Genomic DNA, 21,995 nt, shown 5'->3' with positions numbered 1-21,995 from the left:
CCTTAAAAAAAAAGGCCTTCTGGTCGATAAATACATATATGACCGTTTTAACTGTTTTAGCAACCGTAAGGAATGCCTAACATTGAACGGATTGCGGCCAAAATTCGTCCGGAAGCCCGAATACAGCCGCTTGAAAGGATTCAATTTTATCTCATGGATGAGGTGTATGATGAACATTTCAACGATTATTGGACTAGTTTTTGGTCTGGTCTCCCTTGTACTCGGTATGTTCCTGAAGGGTGCGCCCTTAATCAACCTGGTTAACAATCCGGCAGCCTACGTTATTATCTTTGTAGGTACGGCAGGAACCATTTTTATTGCATTTCCTATGTCAGAAGTTAAGAAAATCCCTAAGCTTTTCGGGATTATTTTCAAAAATCAAGTACTAATTGATCGAGTGTCTCTGATCGGCACGTTTATGGATTGGGCTTCCACTACCCGTCGTGAAGGTTTGCTTGCACTGGAATCAAAAGTAGAAGAGATTGACGATCAGTTCCTTCGTGGCGGTATGCGTATGATTATCGACGGCAACGATCAGGAATTTGTAAGTGATGTACTGATGGAAGATATTCATGCTACAGAGGAGCGCCACCGCGGCGGTGCCTTGATCTTCGCCCAGGCGGGGATGTACGCGCCAACGCTCGGGGTTCTCGGGGCCGTTGTAGGTCTCATCGCAGCACTTGCCGATCTCAGTGACATGGAGAAACTCTCCCATGCGATTGCGGCAGCATTTATCGCAACACTCCTTGGTATATTTAGTGGTTACGTGTTATGGCACCCGATGTCTAACAAGCTGAAGCGGATGTCCAAGCAAGAAATGGAGATCAAGCTGATGATGGTTGAAGGGTTGTTATCCATACAATCCGGTGTATCCACCATTGCCATCAACCAAAAGTTATCCGTATTCCTGACACCTTCCGAACGTAAACAACTGGAAGAGAAGGAGGGATCATCAGGTGAAAAAGGCTAAAAAGCACGAACCACATGAAGAACATATAGACGAGAGCTGGTTGCTTCCCTATTCTGATTTGATGACCTTGTTGCTTGCCCTGTTTATCACGTTGTTCTCCATGAGTTCACTCGATGCAGCCAAGTTCGAGCAGATGGCTTCCGCGCTAAGCAGTGCATTGAATGGAGGCTCCGGTGTTCTGGATCATACGTCCATGAATCCGGATACGCCAGGTGCCGATCTGGGTAAGAACAAACAGGAACCTACAGAAATCACCAAAAAAACACCAGCTCAGATTACGGATGCACAGATGGCTCAAAAAGAGCAGGAAGATCTGGAGAAGCTCAAGAAACGGCTTGACCAGTATATATCGAAGAACGGCCTTTCGGACCAGCTGAACACCAAGCTGAATCAGTCTGAATTGAAAATCACCATCAGTGATAACGCCCTGTTCTCCTCAGGGCGAGCAGATGTGAAGCCTGAATCACGATCCCTGGCCAAAGCCATTTCAAGCATGCTGCAAGAGTTTCCTGAATACGAAGTGGTTGTATCCGGTCATACCGATAATATTCCCATTTCGAACAACCAATATAAGGATAACTGGGATCTGAGTGCAGACCGTGCGCTCAACTTCCTGAAAATCCTGTTGCTGAACACACAATTGGACCCTTCCAAATTCACACCAAGTGGTTATGGAGAGTATCACCCGGTTGCCAGTAACGACACCAACGCCGGACGGGCACAGAATCGCCGCGTAGAGGTATCTATCATTCGGAAGTATCAAAGTAACAATACAAATGTAAAAGCCGTTGGCGGAGGAAACTAGAGGCCTGCAGCGATTCATTAACCAAAGACCGTTCTCCAGGTACAAGGAGAACGGTCTTTGGGGTTTATATAAGACTTATGCCTGGTTCATCTACATATTTCCGTACTATTTGACCAGCTTTCTCTACACCAAAAAGCCCTGCGCTCCTTTTCGGAAAGCAGGGCTTCAATCAGTTAATTAGTCGAACTCGAATCAACTATTCCAGTGAATAGTCCAACAGACCGCCCAACTCCGCTTTTTCAGCAGGGGTAAGCTCTCTCCATGAACCTGTCGCCATTTCTCCAAGATGGATGTTCATGATCCGAATGCGCTTCAACTTACGAACCTCGTAACCAAAGGCACTACACATCCGCCGAATCTGACGGTTCTTTCCTTCAGTCAGGATGATACGGAATACTCGATCCGTCATCCGGGTCACTGTACAAGGCAGGGTCATTTCACCCAGGATCTTCACCCCAGTGCTCATGCCTCTAAGAAAACTCGGGGTTACAGATCGATCAACAGTAACGATATACTCTTTCTCATGGCGCCCTTCTGATCTAAGAATCCGGTTAACGATATCACCATCATTGGTCATCAGGATCAGACCTTCTGAGTCCTTATCCAGGCGCCCAATTGGAAAGATACGTTCATCGTGCCCGACAAAATCAACGATATTCCCCTGAATATGCTGCTCGGTTGTACTTGTGATCCCGATCGGTTTATTCAGCGCGATATATACGTGTTTTCTCTTTTCCTTGATCGGCTTGCCATTGATTCGTACATCGTCGCCTTCTTCTGCCTGACTGCCCAGTTCAGCCTTAACTCCATTAATAGTTACCAGCCCACGATCCACCAACTTGTCGGCTTCACGCCGGGAGCAATAACCTGTTTCACTAATAAATTTATTAATACGCAAAAGGTAATCTCACCTCATCTATTTCTCTTCATCTGTAAGTGTGTCATCTGTTACCTGATCTACCTCAATAACCTCCGGTTGTTGCTCGGATGCAGGCAGTTCAATAATAACCGTTGTTCCCTTGTTCATGACGCTTTTAATATCCATCATGCCCTTATGTGATTGAATAATGCGCTGACTGACCATCAGGCCAAGCCCTGTTCCAGACTCTTTATTCGTAAAGAAAGGCTCCCCAAGCTTGGGCATCATCTCTTCCGGGATACCGATCCCTTCATCCCTGATCTCAATTCTGACGCGTTTCGACTGTTCGTCATGCTTGAGCTTGATGTGGATGCTTCCTCCATTTGGCATGGCCTCCATACCATTTTTCAGCAAATTGATGAATACCTGCTTCAACTGGTTCTCTTCACAGTGTACCATAGCCGAATCGGATGAGGCACGCAGTACAAATTCTACACCATGCAGATGCGCCTGACTATCCAGTAACGAGATGACATCGCCAAGAATAAAACGAATATCCCGATTCTGAAAATGAACCGCCTGCGGTTTCGCCAGAATCAGAAATTCGCCAACAATAAGGTTGATGCGATCCAGCTCCGATAACATCAGATCCAGATGACGATGATTCAGCTTGTTGCTCTCTTGCTGTAACTGCAGGAACCCGCGCAGCGTGGTCAGTGGATTACGAATCTCATGTGCAACACCTGCTGCAAGCTGACCCACGGTTGTAAGCTTCTCAGAGCGTCTGAGTAGCTCTTCCATCCTATTACGACTTGTAATGTCCCTGGAGACACTAATGAGCGCGGTAATCTCTCCAGCCTCGTCTCGTACCGGAGCCGTACTGACACTGACCTCTACCCGAGTCCCGTCTTTCTTCATCCAGGTGGTTTCGTTGGACGTGATGGACATCCCCTCAACGAGTTGGGCATGCTGGCGTTTCATTTCTTCTTCTGCCTCTGGCGGGATGATCTTCAGATTACGACCTTCCACCTCACGACTTCGAAAACCATATAATTGTTCAAATGCACGGTTAACCCGCAGCACTTTCCCTTCAAGATCCGTAATGTGAATGGCATCTGCAGTCTGATTGATAATGGACTCCAGATGCTCTTTCACCGCTCGATTCTCTTCATACATCTGTTTCAGACGGCTCGTATAATGGCCCAGATTACGTATCATGGCATTAATACGATTGGCCAGTTGGCCAAGTTCATCCTTCCTCCGTACTTTCAGACGGAAATCAAAGTGCCCATCCGCTACATCATTCACTTTGCCCAGTATGGATTGGATCGGACGTGTAATATACCCTGCGAGCAAATAGCTGCCAAAGATCACAATCTCCAGCAAAACCAACGATATGGAGGCATGGCTCACCAACTGCTCAGATACCATGGAGGATATTTGCTTATAGTCCATGACAATACTGATCACATAGGAAGACTGATTGGGTGTGAAAATGGGAATAAAACTCTTCAGTACCTTCTGTTCGTGCGTTTCACTGACAAAAGATACATTTTGCCCTGTTCGAATGGCGCGCACCACAGCACGATGATCCTCATCCGTAGAACCATACTGGTATGTACCAAAACGAATCGGTCTGTTATTCAACTTGCTAAAGTTAGAATCTCTTCCGTCATCACCCATGTTTGGGCTGCCAAAAGTCAACGGATTGATGCCTGTAATCTCCAGAATGGAGGGATTGACCTCACGAATTTTATTTAAAATCTCATCCGGACTAGAGATTTTCACATAGTCATCAACTTCCGTATTATTATAGAAGGGATTGATTATGTAGTTTCTCTTTCCATCATGGTAGTAACCCCAGATATCAATATCCGAAGGACTGGATGTCGAGTATTCGAATCCATCTGACCAGAAATGCTCCAACTTCTGCCCTTGGGGAATCGTCACCTGTTGTTTTTCAAACAACTGCTTAAAGGCCTGATACCAATAAGTCATGGATTTGGTGGACAGCCCGATTTCTCTCGGATCTGAGGAGCGGCTAACAACGATGTCATCATCCGTCTGCTCCATTAACGAAATATGTGAGACGCCGACCTTTTGGCTCAAGCGTACAAGTTCTTCATTTGTGATATTATTAATATCCGGGTCCAATTCTTCCGCTGCCATGACAGCAGCAAGCCACAGATTGTTTCCAATCTGCCGTTTTACATAATCCGAACTGTATTGATTCTGTTCGACAGCAATTGCAATCTGCTTTGCAGTGAGCACCATCTTGGTTTCACTGTCCTGCCTCAGATTCTCTTCTGTAGTATAATAACTCAGTGCGATATTCAACACTAAAATAACGAGCACTGAGCACGACATAATCATGGATAATTTCGTTTTAATAGACAAGTTTTTTTGTTCACCTCTCGGCTTGTACCCTCTGGCGATATATGGCAAAACCTATCTCCATCATAACGCTTGTATGTCTTTTTGAAAAGGATAATTGACCTGTGTCCAAAAGTTACCGAATGACTGAAAAGCTCGAAATTCGTTGTTTTTTGCATTTTCGAACTCTACAATGAAATTAATCACTGTATTTATCCACATACCCACAGGCTTGTGGATAGTTTGTTTATAACTATGTGAGCAACTACACGGTTATCCACAATTCTATGCACAACATGTTAACAACCCGAATATTTGTTCGCTGAATAAACGATTTTGGAAGGAGTTATATAGTAATGACTGACCATTTTCTTCCGACCGATCTTGCGCATTTATCTGAGGAAGCTCAGCATGAGCACTGGATGCGGGAGGCCATTGCCGAGGCCTACAAAGCTGAGGCTCTTGGGGAAGTGCCGATTGGAGCTGTAATCGTACAAAATAACCAAATCATTGGTCGAGGATACAATCTGCGTGAAACTACGCTGGATTCCACCGCCCATGCAGAGATGGTGGCTATCCGTCAGGCCAGCGAGACCATTGGGGCTTGGCGTTTATTGGATTGTTCCCTGTACGTCACACTGGAACCTTGTCCGATGTGTGCAGGCGCAATTGTACAATCCAGAGTTCCCCGCGTCATCTATGGTACGGCTGATCCCAAGGCAGGCTGTGCAGGTACACTGATGAATCTGCTACAGGAGCCTCGTTTTAACCATCGCACGGAGGTGATCCCGGATATCCTCCAGCCTGAATGCTCCACGATGCTAACTCAATTTTTCAGAAGTCTGCGCCAAAAGTTAAAGTAGTCCCCGACTACAAACATCCCAATTAGAAAGGAAGTATGCTGCAATGGCACTAACACTCTATGATACAGCCAATGGCATAAGCCTTCGGTTGCTCACATCTCAGGATACACAATCCTATCTGGAACTGATTCAGGTTACACGTGTCCCCTATCAAGCTGTAGAACCCGTGCGAGAGAATGATTTTTATACACTGGATGTTCAGACTCGGCGGATTGAGGATCGGGTCAGGGCAGCAGAAGATGGTACAGGATATCAATTTGGAATCTATACCATTAAAGACAGCCTGTTGATTGGACAAGTAAGTATCAACAATGTCGTATTGGGCGTTGCCAATTATGCGGATATGGGTTACTTTATCCATCCGGATTATCAGGGTGGCGGACGAATGACAGCAGCGGTTAAACTGGCCGTAGCTTATGGCTTCCGTGCACTGAAGTTAAATCGGATTCAGGCTGCGGTACTACCCACCAACAAAGGTTCGCAACGCGTATTAGAGAAGAATGGATTCCAGTTTGAAGGTACGGCTCGCAAATACCTCAAGATCAATGGCAAGTATCAGGATCATCAGATCTATGCTGTACTTGCTGAAGACTTGGATGAACTTGCGGATTAATTAATTTAGAAGCTCCACCACAGAGCTGTCTGTATTCCCAATTCAAGACGATACAAATTCAATATTCAAAGCCGCACTACCCTAGTTATGTAGGAGAGAGTGCGGTTTTATTTGTATGTCCCCAGCCATAATTCAAAATCAAAGATCAATCATTCTGCGGATATCCCCTCTTATGCTGTCTAACATAAAAAAACCGCCTGTATCCAAGCGGAAGAAGATTATCCTTCACTTGAATCACAGACGGTTTGAACTCAGCGAGATTAGTATCCGTATGAAGCGTTCATCAATTCTTCGAACTCTTGCATAGTAATTACGTCATCGCCAGTAGGGATGTTGATTTTGAATGCTGCTTTTTCGTTAATCTTGGTGTACGTATTGGAACCGGTAAATGCCAATTTCACTTCGTCTTTTGTACCTTCTGGCTTGATCAGCACATCAGCGACCATCTTTTGATATACAGGGAAGTCGTTTTTGTCCAATGCGAAATCGATGTTGAATTGGTTAATTGTCAGAACATCTTTCAATTTATCCAAGTCTTTAGCCATTTCAGCCTGATCTGCTTCAGTGATCTTCAGATCTTCTTTAGCTTTGTCGATATCAGCCTGATCCATTTGCAGCATTTCACGATATTCCTCTTTGGACAGAATATCCAATACTTTAGGCATAGCTTTTGTTACCAGTACAGTAACTGCTTCTTTAACATTGTCATTATTCACCGAGAATTGTACAACTTGCTTCGCATCTACACCTTCAGGAAGTTTTGCATCTTTGGTGTCTAGATTTTTGAAGAATTTAGCTTGATCGTACTCGCTCAGCACTGCGTCCATAACTTCGTTGCTCAGCTTTTGCGTTTTGGCTGCGTCCATAGCATCCGGGTTCCATTCCGTACCCTCTTGCTCAGCCAGTTCTTTCAGGTCAAGTTCCAGGAATTTGCCTACAACGTTCTCCGGAATCGGGAAGAACGGAATATTCGGCACTTTCACATAGAGTTTCTCTGCCGTCATCACCATTGGGATGTTAAAGGTCATCCCCATGTCGCCTTTAAGTTCGATGCCAAGAGTCATCTCTGTCTGCATTGGCTCACTTTGGTATACACCCGTTACATTCAACTGAGCATCCTTCAGCATGCTCATAAACTGAGTCATAGTAGGATCAGTTTGTGAAGCATCCCCAGGTTTATAGCTCAATTCATTAATTGTAAAGTTGGAACTCATCTCATACGAAGTTAATTTGGAAGCATTGGCTGCAGCCGTCTTCAATGCCTCTTTTGGTTCCTGCTTGCTGCTACATGCTGTCAATGCCATAGATACGGTTAACAGCAACGTAAGAAGAAGCGCCCCCATACGTTTAGTCATTTTTGTCTCTCCTCTCGTGATAACCCCAAAAAAGTAATTCAATATCAATGATATACCATATCACCAGATACCGAAACCTAATTTGGGAAAAATGTGATCTTTCCTCTTTAAAATGGCTACAAAGACCTATGTCAGCTTTGGGAATAACCATGTGCCTGTCTTTATATATGTATGAATACGCAAAAGCCCCCTGTTAGGTAACAAGGGACTTTTGCGTGATTTGGTTTCTTCTATTAACCTTGGGGGTTCAAATGATCCACATGATTTTGATTTTTCACTTTTTTGGAACCGGATAATGGTTCCTGCATGGAAGTGCGTTTGGATGAATGATGATGCTGTTCGGATGCTTGCGCTTCCGGTACGGGAATTGTTTTTGGTTTGCTCATATTATTGCCCCCTCATCATTGTTAGGAATGGGATGGGTCCCTATCTTCCGTTTTGTCATGATTCAGTGCATCCTGATGACGGCGATCATTAATATCTTGCTGAATTTGCTGGGCATGATGACTGTTTACGGCAGGTTGCTCCAGATCATCGACTACATTTTGCAGGTTTTTGTCTACTCCCGCTTTGGCTTTAGTCAATTGATTTCACTCCTTCAAATTTCAGGCTATTATCTCGTCTGGGATTGTAACGACTGGGCGCATTCATGAATGTGCCGTGTATAATCGTGAGCCAGTTCCTGAATCGGTTCTGTACGCTCATCCGTCGTCCGTCCATCCCGTTCCACATCAATCAGCTGTACGCTGACTTCACGGGAATCGACATATGCACATTTGAAATCAAAAGAGTACATCTCGTGCCCTGCTGTAGCAATGTGTATCCGAATCGCCTGCTGATCGGCTTCATCGGCCATTACCTGAGCCTGGTCTCCAACATTCAGGACTTGAGGCAAACGTTCTTGCCAAGCCCCTACAAGCTCTGTCTGATCGATGTTTAACTCGCGGTTCATCTTACCACCTCCACTCCTATAAAGTGCGGCGATGAAGATGTTTTTATACATGTTAGCCCTATTCTAAATAAACGTTGTACTTTGCAACGTATATGTCGGTTACCAACCTGTATGCTCACTACCCCGGACAAACTCACAACGCAAAAAAGGACCCAAGCGAAATCGCTCGAATCCTTGTTATAAGTGTAGTATGGCGGAGAGGGTGGGATTCGAACCCACGTGGAGTTGCCCCCTAACGGTTTTCAAGACCGCCCCGTTATGACCGCTTCGGTACCTCTCCAGGGAAATTAACTTTTATAAACTTGCCACGAAAAGTATCATACCACATCTCGACATTATAATGCAACCTTTTTATATTAAAAATGATGATCCCGTATCAGACAACTGCTTCAGTTATACAAAACACTCCAATCCGCCATTCCAAAATGACGGATTGAATTTGTATTCCCTTTGATGAGGAAGGTTAGCTAACTCTTACTTAAGAGCGATGTGCAATCACACTTGCACCGCCCATATAAGGACGTAATGCTTCAGGAATGACAACCGTACCATCTTCCTGTTGATAGTTCTCCAGGATAGCAGCTACCGTCCGTCCAACGGCCAATCCTGACCCGTTCAATGTATGAACAAATTCCGGTTTGGCTTTTGGCTCTCTGCGGAAACGGATATTGGCACGACGTGCCTGGAAGTCTTCACAGTTGGAGCACGAAGAAATCTCACGATAAGTGTCGCTCTCAGGCAACCATACTTCAATATCATACGTTTTAGCTGAAGTGAAGCCCATATCTGCCGTGCACAAAGTCAGGACGCGATACGGCAAGCCCAACAATTGAAGCACACGCTCCGCATTTTGAGTCATTTGCTCCAGCTCTTCATACGAAGTCTCCGGAGTAGAGAGCTTGAGTAGCTCTACTTTGTTGAATTGATGCTGACGAATCAAGCCGCGTGTATCCCGTCCAGCTGAACCGGCTTCAGAACGGAAACAAGAGCTGTATGCCACGAAGTGCTTCGGCAATTGATCTACATTCAGAATCTCTTCGCGATGATAGTTCGTTACCGGAACTTCAGCAGTAGGAATCAGATAATATTCGGTATCTTTCAACTTGAACAGATCTTCTTCAAACTTGGGCAGTTGACCTGTTCCAAACAAGCTATCCCGATTAACGATGTATGGAGGCAGAATCTCTTCATATCCATGTTGATCGCTGTGAAGATCCATCATGAAGTTAATCAATGCACGTTCCAGACGTGCGCCTAATCCTTTATAGAAGGTAAAACGTGAACCTGTTACTTTGGCAGCCGCTTCAAAATCAAGAATATCGAGATCCTGCGCAATTTCCCAGTGTGCTTTTGGTGCAAAAGTAAATGACTTCGGCTCTTCCCAACGACGAATCTCAACATTGTCATCTTCAGAAGCTCCAATCGGTACGCTTTCGTTAGGAATATTAGGAATCGCCATTGTGAGATCATTGATCTTTACTTCCAGTTCCCGAACTTCCTCGTCCATGGCTTTGATTCGATCAGAGACTTCACGCATCTCCACAATCAGATCATCAGCATTCTCACGATTCTTCTTCAGTCTAGCAACTTCCGCGGAGACTGTATTCCGACGACTCTTCAGTGTTTCACTCTCTTGAAGCAACTCCCGACGCTTGGCATCCATCTCGGTAAATCCAGCGATAAGATCCAGCGATTTGCCACGTTTAGTCAACGCTTCTTCTACACGTGCATACTCATTCCGCAATATTTTCACATCAAGCACGATATACCCCTCCTAAATAACCTCACAACGTGAAGCCTTATGTTAAATCCATTCTCAAAACTCTATTGTATACACCTTACTATATACTTATCGGAACCTGTAACCCAAAAAACAACCTATATCCCCCTTGTCACCCTCCGCTGCGATTCCCGCTATGAAGCAGATACAGGCAACATCAAGGCATCCGTTCAGATGCAACTGCCAACCAGTGGCCTTACACGGCCTCTGGGGAAGTGATCCGATGACCGGGAGATCATAGGTTGTACATCATGCATTATTTAGAGTCTACCGTGTGTTTGTAGGATCTGGCCATGTCTACAAAATAAGTATGCAGACGATAGTCATCCGTCAATTCCGGATGGTAGGAGCAAGCCAACAAATGTCCCTGACGAGCCGTAACAATCTCATCCTTGTATGTGGAGAGAACCTCCACCTGGTCTCCGACACTCTCAATCAAGGGCGCCCGTATAAATACAGCCCTTACCGTTTCCTCAATGCCTTTGACTGGCAAATCCGTCTCAAAACTCTCTCTCTGCCGTCCAAATGCATTTCGGGATACTGTCATATCCATTAGCTCCAAATGAGCTTCTTCTTGCCCTGCAATGTGTTTAGCCATAACGATCAAGCCAGCACAGGTACCAAATACCGGTTTGCCCTCAGCAGCAAACGCCCGAATGGCATCCATAAACCCATACTTGCGCATCAGTTTACCGATCGTCGTGCTTTCCCCACCAGGAAGGATAAGACCATCCAAGTCTTCCAATTGCTGAACCTGTTTGATAGCTATACCTTCTGCTCCAGCACGTTCAATACTTCGAATATGCTCTGTGACAGCTCCTTGAAGTGCTAAAACGCCGATCTTCATACGCTCATTCCCCTTCTCTTACCAGCCACGATCTTGCATACGGTAAACGAACATTGTACTTTTTTACTTCATCATACGTGAATTCTAACTTGATATTTTACCGGAAAAATTGTAAATATACAATCCATCCGGTCGGAATAACTTGTATTTTGTCAATGATATGACCATGTAAGCAATAAAATCATGATCATACTCTTTGCATGAAGTCTGCTAAGGGTTAGAACAAGTTTTTGATTCCGTCAAAAAGATCCACGAAGAAATCCTTCACGGCACGGAAGAACAAACGGAACCATCCGCCTTTTTCAGCCTCTTCAGCAGTGATCAAGTTCACTGTTTTTTCCTGTGGCTCAATTCCATCTGCTTTATACGTGTACGTTACTGTACCAACCTTTGTACCTGCCTTGAGTGGTGCTACCAACTTATCAGCCTCAGTTACGTTGGCTTTGAACGTCACATCCAGGTTCTGAGTACCTTTGGGTACAACGAAACTTACCGCATTATCTGTTACAACAGGAACGGTTGTTTCTTTCCCTTTTTTCAAAGGTACCGCTTCCCAGCCCGTCACTTTGGTCTTGCCTGCAACAGCCTGTTTCACTTCAAAGTTGTTAAATCCATAGTCCAATACCTTTTTAGTTTCTCTGAAACGTGCGGATTCCGAATCTGTGCCCATAACAACACTAATTAGACGCATACCGTTACGTTCTGCTGTACCTGTAAAGTTATTACCTGCGTTCGTGGTATGGCCTGTTTTCATTCCATCCAGACCTTCATAGGCATAGCTTTTGAAATTGGTTATATTTTTATTCGCTTCCAGCATCCAGTTGTAATTGATAATTGGAGCTTTATCATTGGGACGGAACTTATAGGATTGAATCGTTGTGAAATCTTTGTAGTCCGGGTGATCCATGATGATATATCGGCATAGAATTGCAGCATCCAGAGCGGACATCACCGTTTCCTTGTCTTCAGCTGGGCGGAAATCAGCAGGCATATCTGCTCGATCCAGACCGGAAGAGTTGATGAAGAACGTATCTTTCATGCCCATGCGCTTGGCTTCATCATTCATCATTTTCACGAAAGCTTCTTCCGAACCCGCAACATACTCAGCCAAAGCAACCGTAGCATCATTGGCAGAGCCAACAGCCATTGCAATATAGAGATCCTTAACTGTGTGCTGATCACCTTCCGCGAGGAAAATTCGCGACCCGATACTTTGTGCAGCATTCTTTTTAACAGTTACAATATCGTCCCAGCCGAATTTACCTTGTTTGACCTGTTCTGCGACAATGTACTCTGTCATCATCTTGGTCATACTTGCAGGTGGCATCGCTTTATCCGCATCGACATTTAGTAGAATCTGTCCCGTTGATGCTTCCATTAGCACCGCTGATCTAACCTCAAGCCCAAGTGAGTCTACCCCAGGCACCTGTACGGCTTTCTCCGTCTTCGTTGTTGTTGCCGCAGCAGTTAGAACCTGACCGGAGTTATCCGCAGCAGCCATGACCGGCATGACTGCAGACATGCAAAGCATGTTAATTAGCATTACCGAGGCTACGCTCTTTTTGAGAATTTGGCGTTTCTTTTTATTCATGTGTTTGGCTTTCAATGATGAATACTCCCTTCGATCCAAAGCATTGTTAATTGCTTCAGTGCAGCTTATGCTGCGATTTTCTTGTTCCCTAACCTGCGTGTTTGATGTATGAGATGTGTGCTATATGCGCTGTATCGAACGAGCAATATTATTGCTCCTAAAGTTCGTTATCGATTGTCACTTAGTCCGCATTTTCCAAATGCTTATGTAAAAAGGACGTCCGCGCTTCTGTTTAACTGGCAGCCTTTTCTGGCACTGCATTTGCTTTTCAAAAGCATGTTCATAGATTCACGTCAAATAGCCGCCGCAACGCCTTAATCCACCCTTGGATCGTCACCGCTTGTTCTATTCTATCACAGGGGTATCTGCAAAAAAAGACAGACCCGGTGAAAATCACCGAGCCTGCCCTGGAAATAATTAACTCTCTTCAGATTACAACGAGTAGTTAGGTGCTTCTTTGGTAATCTGTACATCATGGGGATGACTTTCGCGAAGTCCCGCACCTGTAATTCGGATAAAGCCTGTATCGTTACGAAGTTGCTCCAAGTTACTTGTACCACAGTATCCCATACCCGAACGCAGACCACCAATCAGTTGGTGGATCGTATCAGACAATGGTCCTTTGTAAGCGACACGACCTTCGATTCCTTCCGGAACCAGTTTCTTGTCATCATCTTGGAAGTAACGATCTTTACTACCTTGTTTCATTGCAGCCATTGAACCCATACCGCGGTATACTTTGTAGCTACGTCCTTGGAAGATTTCAGTTTCCCCCGGGCTTTCCGCTGTGCCGGCAAACAAACTTCCCAGCATCACCGCGTGTGCGCCTGCAGCCAGTGCCTTCGTAATTTCACCAGAATATTTAATTCCGCCATCCGCGATAATCGGAACTCCATATTCGCGTGCCACTGTTGCACAATCGTACACTGCAGTTACTTGAGGTACACCAATACCAGCAATAACACGTGTTGTACAAATCGAACCTGGACCAATACCCACTTTGACTACCGAAGCCCCTGCTTCGATCAGGTCACGAGTGGCAGCGCCAGTAGCGACGTTACCTGCAACGATGGTCAGACTAGGGAAACGTTCACGAAGCTGACGCACAGCTTCAATGATATTGATGTGGTGTCCGTGAGCCGAGTCTACCGTAATCAGGTCGACACCAGCTTGTACCAAAGCATCTGCACGTTCAAATGTATCTTTGGAAATACCAATTGCTGCACCAACCAACAAACGTCCTTGAGCGTCTTTGGCTGCATGAGGGAATTGAATGGCTTTCTCAATATCTTTAATCGTGATAAGACCTTTCAACGTGTTTGTCTCATCAACTAATGGAAGTTTCTCAATCTTGTGCTTCTGAAGGATACCTTCAGCTTCTTGCAGTGTAGTGCCAACAGGAGCGGTAACCAGATTCTCATGAGTCATGACTTCGCTAATTTTGATGCCGTAATCATGGATAAAACGCAAATCGCGATTAGTCAAAATACCAACCAGCTTCTGATCTCCTTCAATAATAGGTACACCAGAGATCCGATATTTTGCCATTACTGCTTCCGCATCAGATACCAGATGATCTGCCGTCAGTGAGAATGGATTCGTAATAACACCACTCTCCGAACGTTTAACACGATCTACTTCTTCTGCCTGTTGTTCAACTGACATATTTTTATGGATAATACCGATGCCGCCTTCACGTGCAATGGCAATAGCCAATGTCGCTTCAGTTACTGTATCCATACCCGCACTGATCAAAGGAATATTTAGCTTTACAGTATCGCTCAAACGAATAGATACATCTACTTCTTTAGGCAGTGTCTCGGATTTCCGTGGCACTAGCAATACATCATCAAAGGTGAGGCCTTCCTTACCAAATTTATCTTCCCACACGCAAGTGTTCCTCCTTATGTTTGCTCAGCTTTACGGTCCAAAACCCGAAGATTCCAGGCTGTATTTTACGCCGAAAATACGTTTTCTGAAAAATTTATTATTGCCATCTTAGCAAAGCGATATTTAGACTGTCAAGGAAAAGTACTTGGTTATATCAGGTGTATTGCCTGATGAACACAACTGTTTTTCCAGAGCGGACAAGTCTATTTATTACGCAAAAAAACGTCAATTCGTATCGAATAACGTTAATTTTATACATCCTATTGTGCTGATAAATTACCAAATTCAATCTGTATTTCAATCCCAAACTGCTTAATAAATCTATATAATAAAAACCACCACCGAATAACATCGGCAGTGGTTCTTCGCTTGGCGGCGTCCTACTCTCCCAGGACCCTGCGGTCCAAGTACCATCGGCGCTAGAGGGCTTAACGGTCGTGTTCGGGATGGGTACGTGTGGAACCCCTCCGCCATCGCCACCAAACGCATAGCTGTGCTTACATTTCAGAGATCGTTCTCTGAAAACTAGATTCGAAACGAAACACGCGAATTATCACTTGCTATTGGATAAGCCCTCGACCGATTAGTACTGGTCAGCTCCATGCATTGCTGCACTTCCACCCCCAGCCTATCTACCTCGTCGTCTTCAAGGGGTCTTACATACTGGGAAATCTCATCTTGAGGGGGGCTTCACGCTTAGATGCTTTCAGCGTTTATCCCGTCCGTACATAGCTACCCAGCGGTGCTCCTGGCGGAACAACTGGTACACCAGCGGTACGTCCATCCCGGTCCTCTCGTACTAAGGACAGCTCCTCTCAAATTTCCTACGCCCACGACAGATAGGGACCGAACTGTCTCACGACGTTCTGAACCCAGCTCGCGTACCGCTTTAATGGGCGAACAGCCCAACCCTTGGGACCTACTTCAGCCCCAGGATGCGATGAGCCGACATCGAGGTGCCAAACCTCCCCGTCGATGTGGACTCTTGGGGGAGATAAGCCTGTTATCCCCAGGGTAGCTTTTATCCGTTGAGCGATGGCCCTTCCATGCGGTACCACCGGATCACTAAGCCCGACTTTCGTCCCTGCTCGACTTGTAGGTCTCGCAGTCAAGCTCCCTTATGCCTTTGCACTCTTCGAATGATTTCCAACCATTCTGAGGGAACCTTTGGGCGCCTCCGTTACTCTTTAGGAGGCGACCGCCCCAGTCAAACTGCCCACCTGACACTGTCCCCGCACCGGATTACGGTACCAGGTTAGAACCTAGATACGATCAGGGTGGTATCCCAACGTTGCCTCCACACAAGCTGGCGCTCATGCTTCAAAGGCTCCCACCTATCCTGTACAGATCGTACCCAAATTCAATATCAAGCTGCAGTAAAGCTCCATGGGGTCTTTCCGTCTTGTCGCGGGTAACCTGCATCTTCACAGGTATTAAAATTTCACCGGATCTCTCGTTGAGACAGCGCCCAAGTCGTTACGCCATTCGTGCGGGTCAGAATTTACCTGACAAGGAATTTCGCTACCTTAGGACCGTTATAGTTACGGCCGCCGTTTACTGGGGCTTCGGTTCACAGCTTCGGGATTACTCCCTAACCACTCCCCTTAACCTTCCAGCACCGGGCAGGCGTCAGCCCGTATACTTCGCCTTACGGCTTCGCACAGACCTGTGTTTTTGCTAAACAGTCGCTTGGGCCTTTTCACTGCGGCCCCCTCGTGCTATTCACACTACCGGGGCACCCCTTCTCCCGAAGTTACGGGGTCATTTTGCCGAGTTCCTTAACGAGAGTTCTTCCGCGCGCCTTAGAATACTCTTCTCGCCTACCTGTGTCGGTTTGCGGTACGGGCACCTTCACCTGGCTAGAGGCTTTTCTTGGCAGTGTGAGATCATGACCTTCGCTACTATAATTTTCGCTCCCCATCACAGCTCAGCCTTACAATGTGCGGATTTGCCTACACATCAGCCTTACTGCTTAGACGGACATCCATCAGTCCGCGTCACTACCCTACTGCGTCCCCCCATTGCTCATAACGGCTTACGGTGGTACAGGAATTTCGACCTGTTGTCCTTCGACTACGCCTTTCGGCCTCGCCTTAGGTCCCGACTTACCCTGAGCGGACGAGCCTTCCTCAGGAACCCTTAGGCTTTCGGCGGATCAGATTCTCACTGATCTTTTCGTTACTCATACCGGCATTCTCACTTGTATAATGTCCAGCGCTCCTTACGGTACACCTTCAACCCTTATACAACGCTCCCCTACCCCTGATGCAAAGCATCAAGCCATAGCTTCGGTGGTGTGTTTAGCCCCGTTACATTTTCGGCGCAGAGTCACTCGACCAGTGAGCTATTACGCACTCTTTCAATGGTGGCTGCTTCTAAGCCAACATCCTGGTTGTCTGTGCAACTCCACATCCTTTCCCACTTAACACACACTTGGGGACCTTAGCTGATGGTCTGGGCTGTTTCCCTTTTGACAATGGATCTTAGCACTCACTGTCTGACTCCCGGAAGTAAGTCTATGGCATTCGGAGTTTGACTGAGCTTGGTAACCCTTGCGGGCCCCGCACCCAATCAGTGCTCTACCTCCACGACTCTGTTTTCCGAGGCTAGCCCTAAAGCTATTTCGGGGAGAACCAGCTATCTCCGAGTTCGATTGGAATTTCTCCGCTACCCCCACCTCATCCCCGCATTTTTCAACATGCGTGGGTTCGGGCCTCCAGTGCGTGTTACCGCACCTTCACCCTGGACAGGGGTAGATCACCCGGTTTCGGGTCTACGTCCACGTACTATGTCGCCCTATTCAGACTCGCTTTCGCTGCGGCTCCGGCTCTTCACCTTAACCTTGCACGGGAACGTAACTCGCCGGTTCATTCTACAAAAGGCACGCCATCACCCCTAAAACGGGCTCTGACTTTTTGTAAGCACACGGTTTCAGGTTCTATTTCACTCCCCTTCCGGGGTGCTTTTCACCTTTCCCTCACGGTACTGCTTCACTATCGGTCGCTAGGAAGTATTTAGCCTTGGCAGATGGTCCTGCCGGATTCATACGGGGTTTCACGTGCCCCGCACTACTCGGGATCCGTCTCGGAGGGAACAGACTTTCAACTACAGGGCTTTTACCTTCTTTGGCGGGCCTTTCCAGACCTCTTCGCTTAACCGGTTCCTTTGTAACTCCATGTGAGACGTCCCACAACCCCAAAGAGCAAGCTCTCTGGTTTGGGCTTCTCCGCTTTCGCTCGCCGCTACTGACGGAATCACTATTGTTTTCTCTTCCTCAGGGTACTTAGATGTTTCAGTTCCCCTGGTATGCCTCTGCACAACCTATGTATTCAGTTGTGAGTAACTGGAAATTACCCCAGCTGGGTTTCCCCATTCGGACACCCCCGGATCAAAGCTTGCTTACAGCTCCCCGAGGCAGTTTCGTTGTTCGCCACGTCCTTCATCGGCTCCTAGCGCCTAGGCATCCTCCGTGTGCTCTTAGTAGCTTAACCATTTTGTTCCGGTTTCGGTCGCTCGCTTCCCTTGTTTTGCTTGCGCAAAGCCAAAAGTCGCTCTCACCCGATACCATCACAAAAGCAATTTGACTACCGTTTTTATTGAAACTTGTTTAACACAAGTTCAGCTAAAAAGGAATGTTCTAATTCGCGTTTGTTTCGTTTCGATATCTAGTTTTCAAAGAACAAGCTCCATGCAAAAGCAAGCTGTTTGAGAGTTTGAGCTCTCAAAACTGAGCAACGAGTGAGTGTTTTGCAGCTAAGCTGCTTATTCGAATGTTTCCGTTGCAGGAAACGATTCTCCATAGAAAGGAGGTGATCCAGCCGCACCTTCCGATACGGCTACCTTGTTACGACTTCACCCCAATCATCTATCCCACCTTCGGCGGCTGGCTCCTTGCGGTTACCCCACCGACTTCGGGTGTTATAAACTCTCGTGGTGTGACGGGCGGTGTGTACAAGACCCGGGAACGTATTCACCGCGGCATGCTGATCCGCGATTACTAGCAATTCCGACTTCATGCAGGCGAGTTGCAGCCTGCAATCCGAACTGAGACCGGCTTTGTTGGGATTGGCTCCATCTCGCGATTTCGCAGCCCGTTGTACCGGCCATTGTAGTACGTGTGTAGCCCAGGTCATAAGGGGCATGATGATTTGACGTCATCCCCACCTTCCTCCGGTTTGTCACCGGCAGTCTATCTAGAGTGCCCACCCGAAGTGCTGGCAACTAAATATAAGGGTTGCGCTCGTTGCGGGACTTAACCCAACATCTCACGACACGAGCTGACGACAACCATGCACCACCTGTCTCCTCTGTCCCGAAGGAAAGGTACATCTCTGTACCGGTCAGAGGGATGTCAAGACCTGGTAAGGTTCTTCGCGTTGCTTCGAATTAAACCACATACTCCACTGCTTGTGCGGGTCCCCGTCAATTCCTTTGAGTTTCAGTCTTGCGACCGTACTCCCCAGGCGGAGTGCTTAATGTGTTAACTTCGGCACCAAGGGTATCGAAACCCCTAACACCTAGCACTCATCGTTTACGGCGTGGACTACCAGGGTATCTAATCCTGTTTGCTCCCCACGCTTTCGCGCCTCAGCGTCAGTTACAGCCCAGAGAGTCGCCTTCGCCACTGGTGTTCCTCCACATATCTACGCATTTCACCGCTACACGTGGAATTCCACTCTCCTCTTCTGCACTCAAGTCACCCAGTTTCCAGTGCGATCCGGGGTTGAGCCCCGGGATTAAACACCAGACTTAAATGACCGCCTGCGCGCGCTTTACGCCCAATAATTCCGGACAACGCTTGCCCCCTACGTATTACCGCGGCTGCTGGCACGTAGTTAGCCGGGGCTTTCTTCTCAGGTACCGTCACCTTGAGAGCAGTTACTCTCCCAAGCGTTCTTCCCTGGCAACAGAGCTTTACGATCCGAAAACCTTCATCACTCACGCGGCATTGCTCCGTCAGGCTTTCGCCCATTGCGGAAGATTCCCTACTGCTGCCTCCCGTAGGAGTCTGGGCCGTGTCTCAGTCCCAGTGTGGCCGATCACCCTCTCAGGTCGGCTACGCATCGTCGCCTTGGTGAGCCGTTACCTCACCAACTAGCTAATGCGCCGCAGGCCCATCCCCAAGTGACAGATTGCTCCGTCTTTCCAGTTCTCTTCAGGCGAAGAAAACAATTATTCGGTATTAGCTACCGTTTCCGGTAGTTGTCCCAAACTTGAGGGCAGGTTGCCTACGTGTTACTCACCCGTCCGCCGCTAAGTATCAAGGAAGCAAGCTTCCTATCAACTCCGCTCGACTTGCATGTATTAGGCATGCCGCCAGCGTTCGTCCTGAGCCAGGATCAAACTCTCCAATAAAGTATTGAAAAGAGCGATAAGCTCATTTTGAATCTGACGAGATTAAAAATCTCATTTGTGCTCCAGTCGATTCAAGCCAAGGCTTGTCTCAAACTTTTGCGTTCATTCTGCAAGCAGAATGTTTACTCACTCGTTGTTCAGTTTTCAAAGATCAAACTTATTTTTGTTACCGAATGTTGTTCTCTTCAGCAACTTTTATATCTTATCACATCCGAACCAACTTTACAAGCTCTTTTTTTTAAGTTTCTTTCGAAGCTTATTTCATTCGCTTGCCGCACCGTGTAAACCGTGTTTTCTTGGCCGGAATTAGAATATACCATGTACAGATATTGAATGCAAGTCTTTTTTTGAAACTATATTAACCATCGGTTTGATCTAATACAGACGTACATATGGTACTCTCCCAACTTAGCAAGTTCATACGCACGTCCATTTTCACTTTAATGTTTAACATTCCTGGCAGGAACCTTTCTTGGCCATAAACTGTAACTAAAACTTATCAGAAAATCGATTCCGAGTATCATTCCCCACACTCTGATCAGATTATTGAAGGCAGCTGTACGTTCAGCATCTCCAATCCACCATATCATGGCGAATAAAAAAGCACTTCCTATAGCCCAAGCCAATAGATGTCTAAACCATCCACTACGTTCACGACTCGCATGTTCTCTACCATATAACTTGTTGCTGCGAGGATTCTCTCCACCCTTGAACCAATATAGGAAATATCGATCCGCCCAAGCGATCATCTGGTGACCATAAGCAATGCTTGCCCCTATATACACCGCAGCTATACCATGAATCATACTTGCTGTAGCTCCTCGCTGTAGATCCATGACTGTAGCTACCAGCAATAACAGATCGATAACCGGCGTTGCCATTAACAAACCGATGCCTAACCGCTTCATGCCAAGGAGATACCTGACACTCAGACCCGTGAACACAAACACCCAAAAGGCAATCTCACAACCTATAATGAAATAACCAATCATTTCAGCCCCTCCTTTTTGGTACATATGTATTAAATATAATTTAACACGCATGTACTATAATAATCAACAGTGATATAATATGCCTATGCCTAAAATTGTTGATCATGATAAACAGCGCGTGCTCGTGGCCGAGGCAGCTTGGCGTATTATACGAAGAGATGGCATGGAACAAGCCTCTGTTCGGAATATCGCTGAAGAAGCTGGAGTTTCGGTTGGCTCAATGCGCCACTACTTTTCTACTCAATCGGAACTACTACGATATGCCATGAATCTGGTATCTGAACGGGTGTCTCATCGAGTCCAAAAAATGTCCTTTACCGGTCCTCCCATGGACAATATGAAATGCCTATTGCTTGAATTCTTACCAAACACGGAAGAAAAACTGGCCGAAATGGAGGTGTGGTACGCTTTTACAGCCAGATCGAAAACCGATCCTACACTCAAAGAACTTGCTAATACCGTATATGATGAACTCAGACAAGCCGTAGGCTCTGTTATCACCTACCTGATAAAGCTCGACCTCTCCAGAACCGATCTGGACAAAGAACTGGAGATTGAAAGATTGTATGCACTGGTGGATGGCTTAGGCATACATACCGTGCTTAGACCGGATCAGATGAATGCCAAGCTTATGGACGATGTTCTCACCTTACATCTTGCTTCCTTGTGCCGTTAAACCAAAAAAAACCGCAGCACATTCGTTGTGACTAAGGCCCGTTACGATAACAGGAGTTAGTTCTGAATGTCTGA

Annotated in this window: 16 protein-coding genes, 1 tRNA gene and 3 rRNA genes; 5 read left to right on the top strand and 15 right to left on the bottom strand. The window is 46.4% G+C overall.

The genetic code is table 11. The features are described from left to right. The first annotated feature begins 169 nt into the window (after positions 1–169). Positions 170–970 (top strand): flagellar motor stator protein MotA, encoded by an 801-nt coding sequence (motA, locus tag ACETMN_RS00500; protein ID WP_017691317.1) that lies wholly within the window; start codon positions 170–172, stop codon positions 968–970. After that, positions 957–1,775 (top strand): flagellar motor protein MotB, encoded by an 819-nt coding sequence (gene motB, locus ACETMN_RS00495; protein WP_091020209.1) that lies wholly within the window; start codon positions 957–959, stop codon positions 1,773–1,775. The genes motA and motB overlap by 14 nt, the downstream gene beginning before the upstream one ends. A gap of 196 nt (positions 1,776–1,971) precedes the next feature. Here the strand turns inward: motB and ACETMN_RS00490 are convergent, their stop codons facing one another. Then, positions 1,972–2,673, bottom strand: a complete 702-nt coding sequence (locus ACETMN_RS00490) for a pseudouridine synthase (protein WP_091020211.1) — start codon at positions 2,671–2,673, stop codon at positions 1,972–1,974. An 18-nt stretch (positions 2,674–2,691) separates the two neighbouring features. Continuing rightward, complete coding sequence (locus ACETMN_RS00485; RefSeq protein ID WP_091020222.1) at positions 2,692–5,031, bottom strand: ATP-binding protein; 2,340 nt, start codon at positions 5,029–5,031, stop codon at positions 2,692–2,694. 332 nt (positions 5,032–5,363) lie between these two features. On the opposite strand from ACETMN_RS00485, the gene tadA reads away from it, so the two are divergent. Together tadA and ACETMN_RS00475 are read left to right on the top strand one after the other, a co-directional pair. Then, positions 5,364–5,870, top strand: coding sequence for a tRNA adenosine(34) deaminase TadA (gene tadA, locus ACETMN_RS00480; RefSeq protein WP_091020213.1), 507 nt, complete (start codon positions 5,364–5,366; stop codon positions 5,868–5,870). Positions 5,871–5,913: 43 nt separating this feature from the next. Further along, entirely contained in the window at positions 5,914–6,483 is a 570-nt protein-coding gene (locus ACETMN_RS00475; RefSeq protein ID WP_091020214.1) for a GNAT family N-acetyltransferase, read from the top strand. 260 nt (positions 6,484–6,743) lie between these two features. Here the strand turns inward: ACETMN_RS00475 and ACETMN_RS00470 are convergent, their stop codons facing one another. The 13 genes from ACETMN_RS00470 to ACETMN_RS00410 form a co-directional block, all read right to left on the bottom strand. Next, positions 6,744–7,838: a hypothetical protein gene (locus tag ACETMN_RS00470; protein WP_047841148.1), complete on the bottom strand. Its 1,095-nt coding sequence runs from the start codon at positions 7,836–7,838 to the stop codon at positions 6,744–6,746. A gap of 233 nt (positions 7,839–8,071) precedes the next feature. Further along, on the bottom strand, positions 8,072–8,224 hold the full coding sequence (locus tag ACETMN_RS00465) for a small acid-soluble spore protein P (protein WP_091020216.1): 153 nt from the start codon (positions 8,222–8,224) through the stop codon (positions 8,072–8,074). A gap of 21 nt (positions 8,225–8,245) precedes the next feature. Then, complete coding sequence (locus ACETMN_RS00460; RefSeq protein WP_017691325.1) at positions 8,246–8,422, bottom strand: hypothetical protein; 177 nt, start codon at positions 8,420–8,422, stop codon at positions 8,246–8,248. Between the two features lie 29 nt (positions 8,423–8,451). After that, positions 8,452–8,790: a hypothetical protein gene (locus ACETMN_RS00455; protein ID WP_036607297.1), complete on the bottom strand. Its 339-nt coding sequence runs from the start codon at positions 8,788–8,790 to the stop codon at positions 8,452–8,454. A gap of 191 nt (positions 8,791–8,981) precedes the next feature. Beyond that, positions 8,982–9,070, bottom strand: a tRNA-Ser gene (locus ACETMN_RS00450). Between the two features lie 198 nt (positions 9,071–9,268). Continuing rightward, on the bottom strand, positions 9,269–10,552 hold the full coding sequence (gene serS / locus ACETMN_RS00445) for a serine--tRNA ligase (RefSeq protein WP_091020218.1): 1,284 nt from the start codon (positions 10,550–10,552) through the stop codon (positions 9,269–9,271). 274 nt (positions 10,553–10,826) lie between these two features. Beyond that, complete coding sequence (gene pdxT, locus ACETMN_RS00440; protein WP_036671585.1) at positions 10,827–11,417, bottom strand: pyridoxal 5'-phosphate synthase glutaminase subunit PdxT; 591 nt, start codon at positions 11,415–11,417, stop codon at positions 10,827–10,829. A 217-nt stretch (positions 11,418–11,634) separates the two neighbouring features. Then, entirely contained in the window at positions 11,635–13,023 is a 1,389-nt protein-coding gene (locus ACETMN_RS00435; RefSeq protein WP_091020220.1) for a D-alanyl-D-alanine carboxypeptidase family protein, read from the bottom strand. A 417-nt stretch (positions 13,024–13,440) separates the two neighbouring features. Continuing rightward, on the bottom strand, positions 13,441–14,898 hold the full coding sequence (gene guaB, locus ACETMN_RS00430; protein WP_036607306.1) for an IMP dehydrogenase: 1,458 nt from the start codon (positions 14,896–14,898) through the stop codon (positions 13,441–13,443). A gap of 367 nt (positions 14,899–15,265) precedes the next feature. Next, a 5S ribosomal RNA gene (gene rrf, locus ACETMN_RS00425) occupies positions 15,266–15,382 on the bottom strand. Positions 15,383–15,461: 79 nt separating this feature from the next. Beyond that, positions 15,462–18,389 (bottom strand): 23S ribosomal RNA (locus ACETMN_RS00420). A gap of 311 nt (positions 18,390–18,700) precedes the next feature. Next, a 16S ribosomal RNA gene (locus tag ACETMN_RS00415) occupies positions 18,701–20,253 on the bottom strand. The 16S, 23S and 5S rRNA genes sit together here, the layout of an rRNA operon. Before the next feature lie 440 nt (positions 20,254–20,693). Continuing rightward, positions 20,694–21,245 carry a hypothetical protein gene (locus ACETMN_RS00410; protein WP_091018299.1) on the bottom strand — a complete coding sequence of 184 codons (552 nt, stop codon included), beginning with the start codon at positions 21,243–21,245 and terminating at the stop codon, positions 20,694–20,696. An 85-nt stretch (positions 21,246–21,330) separates the two neighbouring features. On the opposite strand from ACETMN_RS00410, the gene ACETMN_RS00405 reads away from it, so the two are divergent. Then, the gene (locus tag ACETMN_RS00405; protein ID WP_091018357.1) at positions 21,331–21,921 is read left to right on the top strand and encodes a TetR/AcrR family transcriptional regulator; all 591 of its coding nucleotides are present in this window, start codon (positions 21,331–21,333) and stop codon (positions 21,919–21,921) included. The last annotated feature ends 74 nt before the right edge of the window (positions 21,922–21,995 follow it).

Origin of the sequence: Paenibacillus sp. M2 (assembly GCF_046713495.1) — a bacterium.
GTDB classification, from domain to species: Bacteria; Bacillota; Bacilli; order Paenibacillales; family Paenibacillaceae; genus Paenibacillus; species Paenibacillus amylolyticus_B.
The sequence above is the reverse complement of the archived record's forward strand: the minus strand, read 5'-3'. Positions and strand labels throughout refer to the sequence as shown.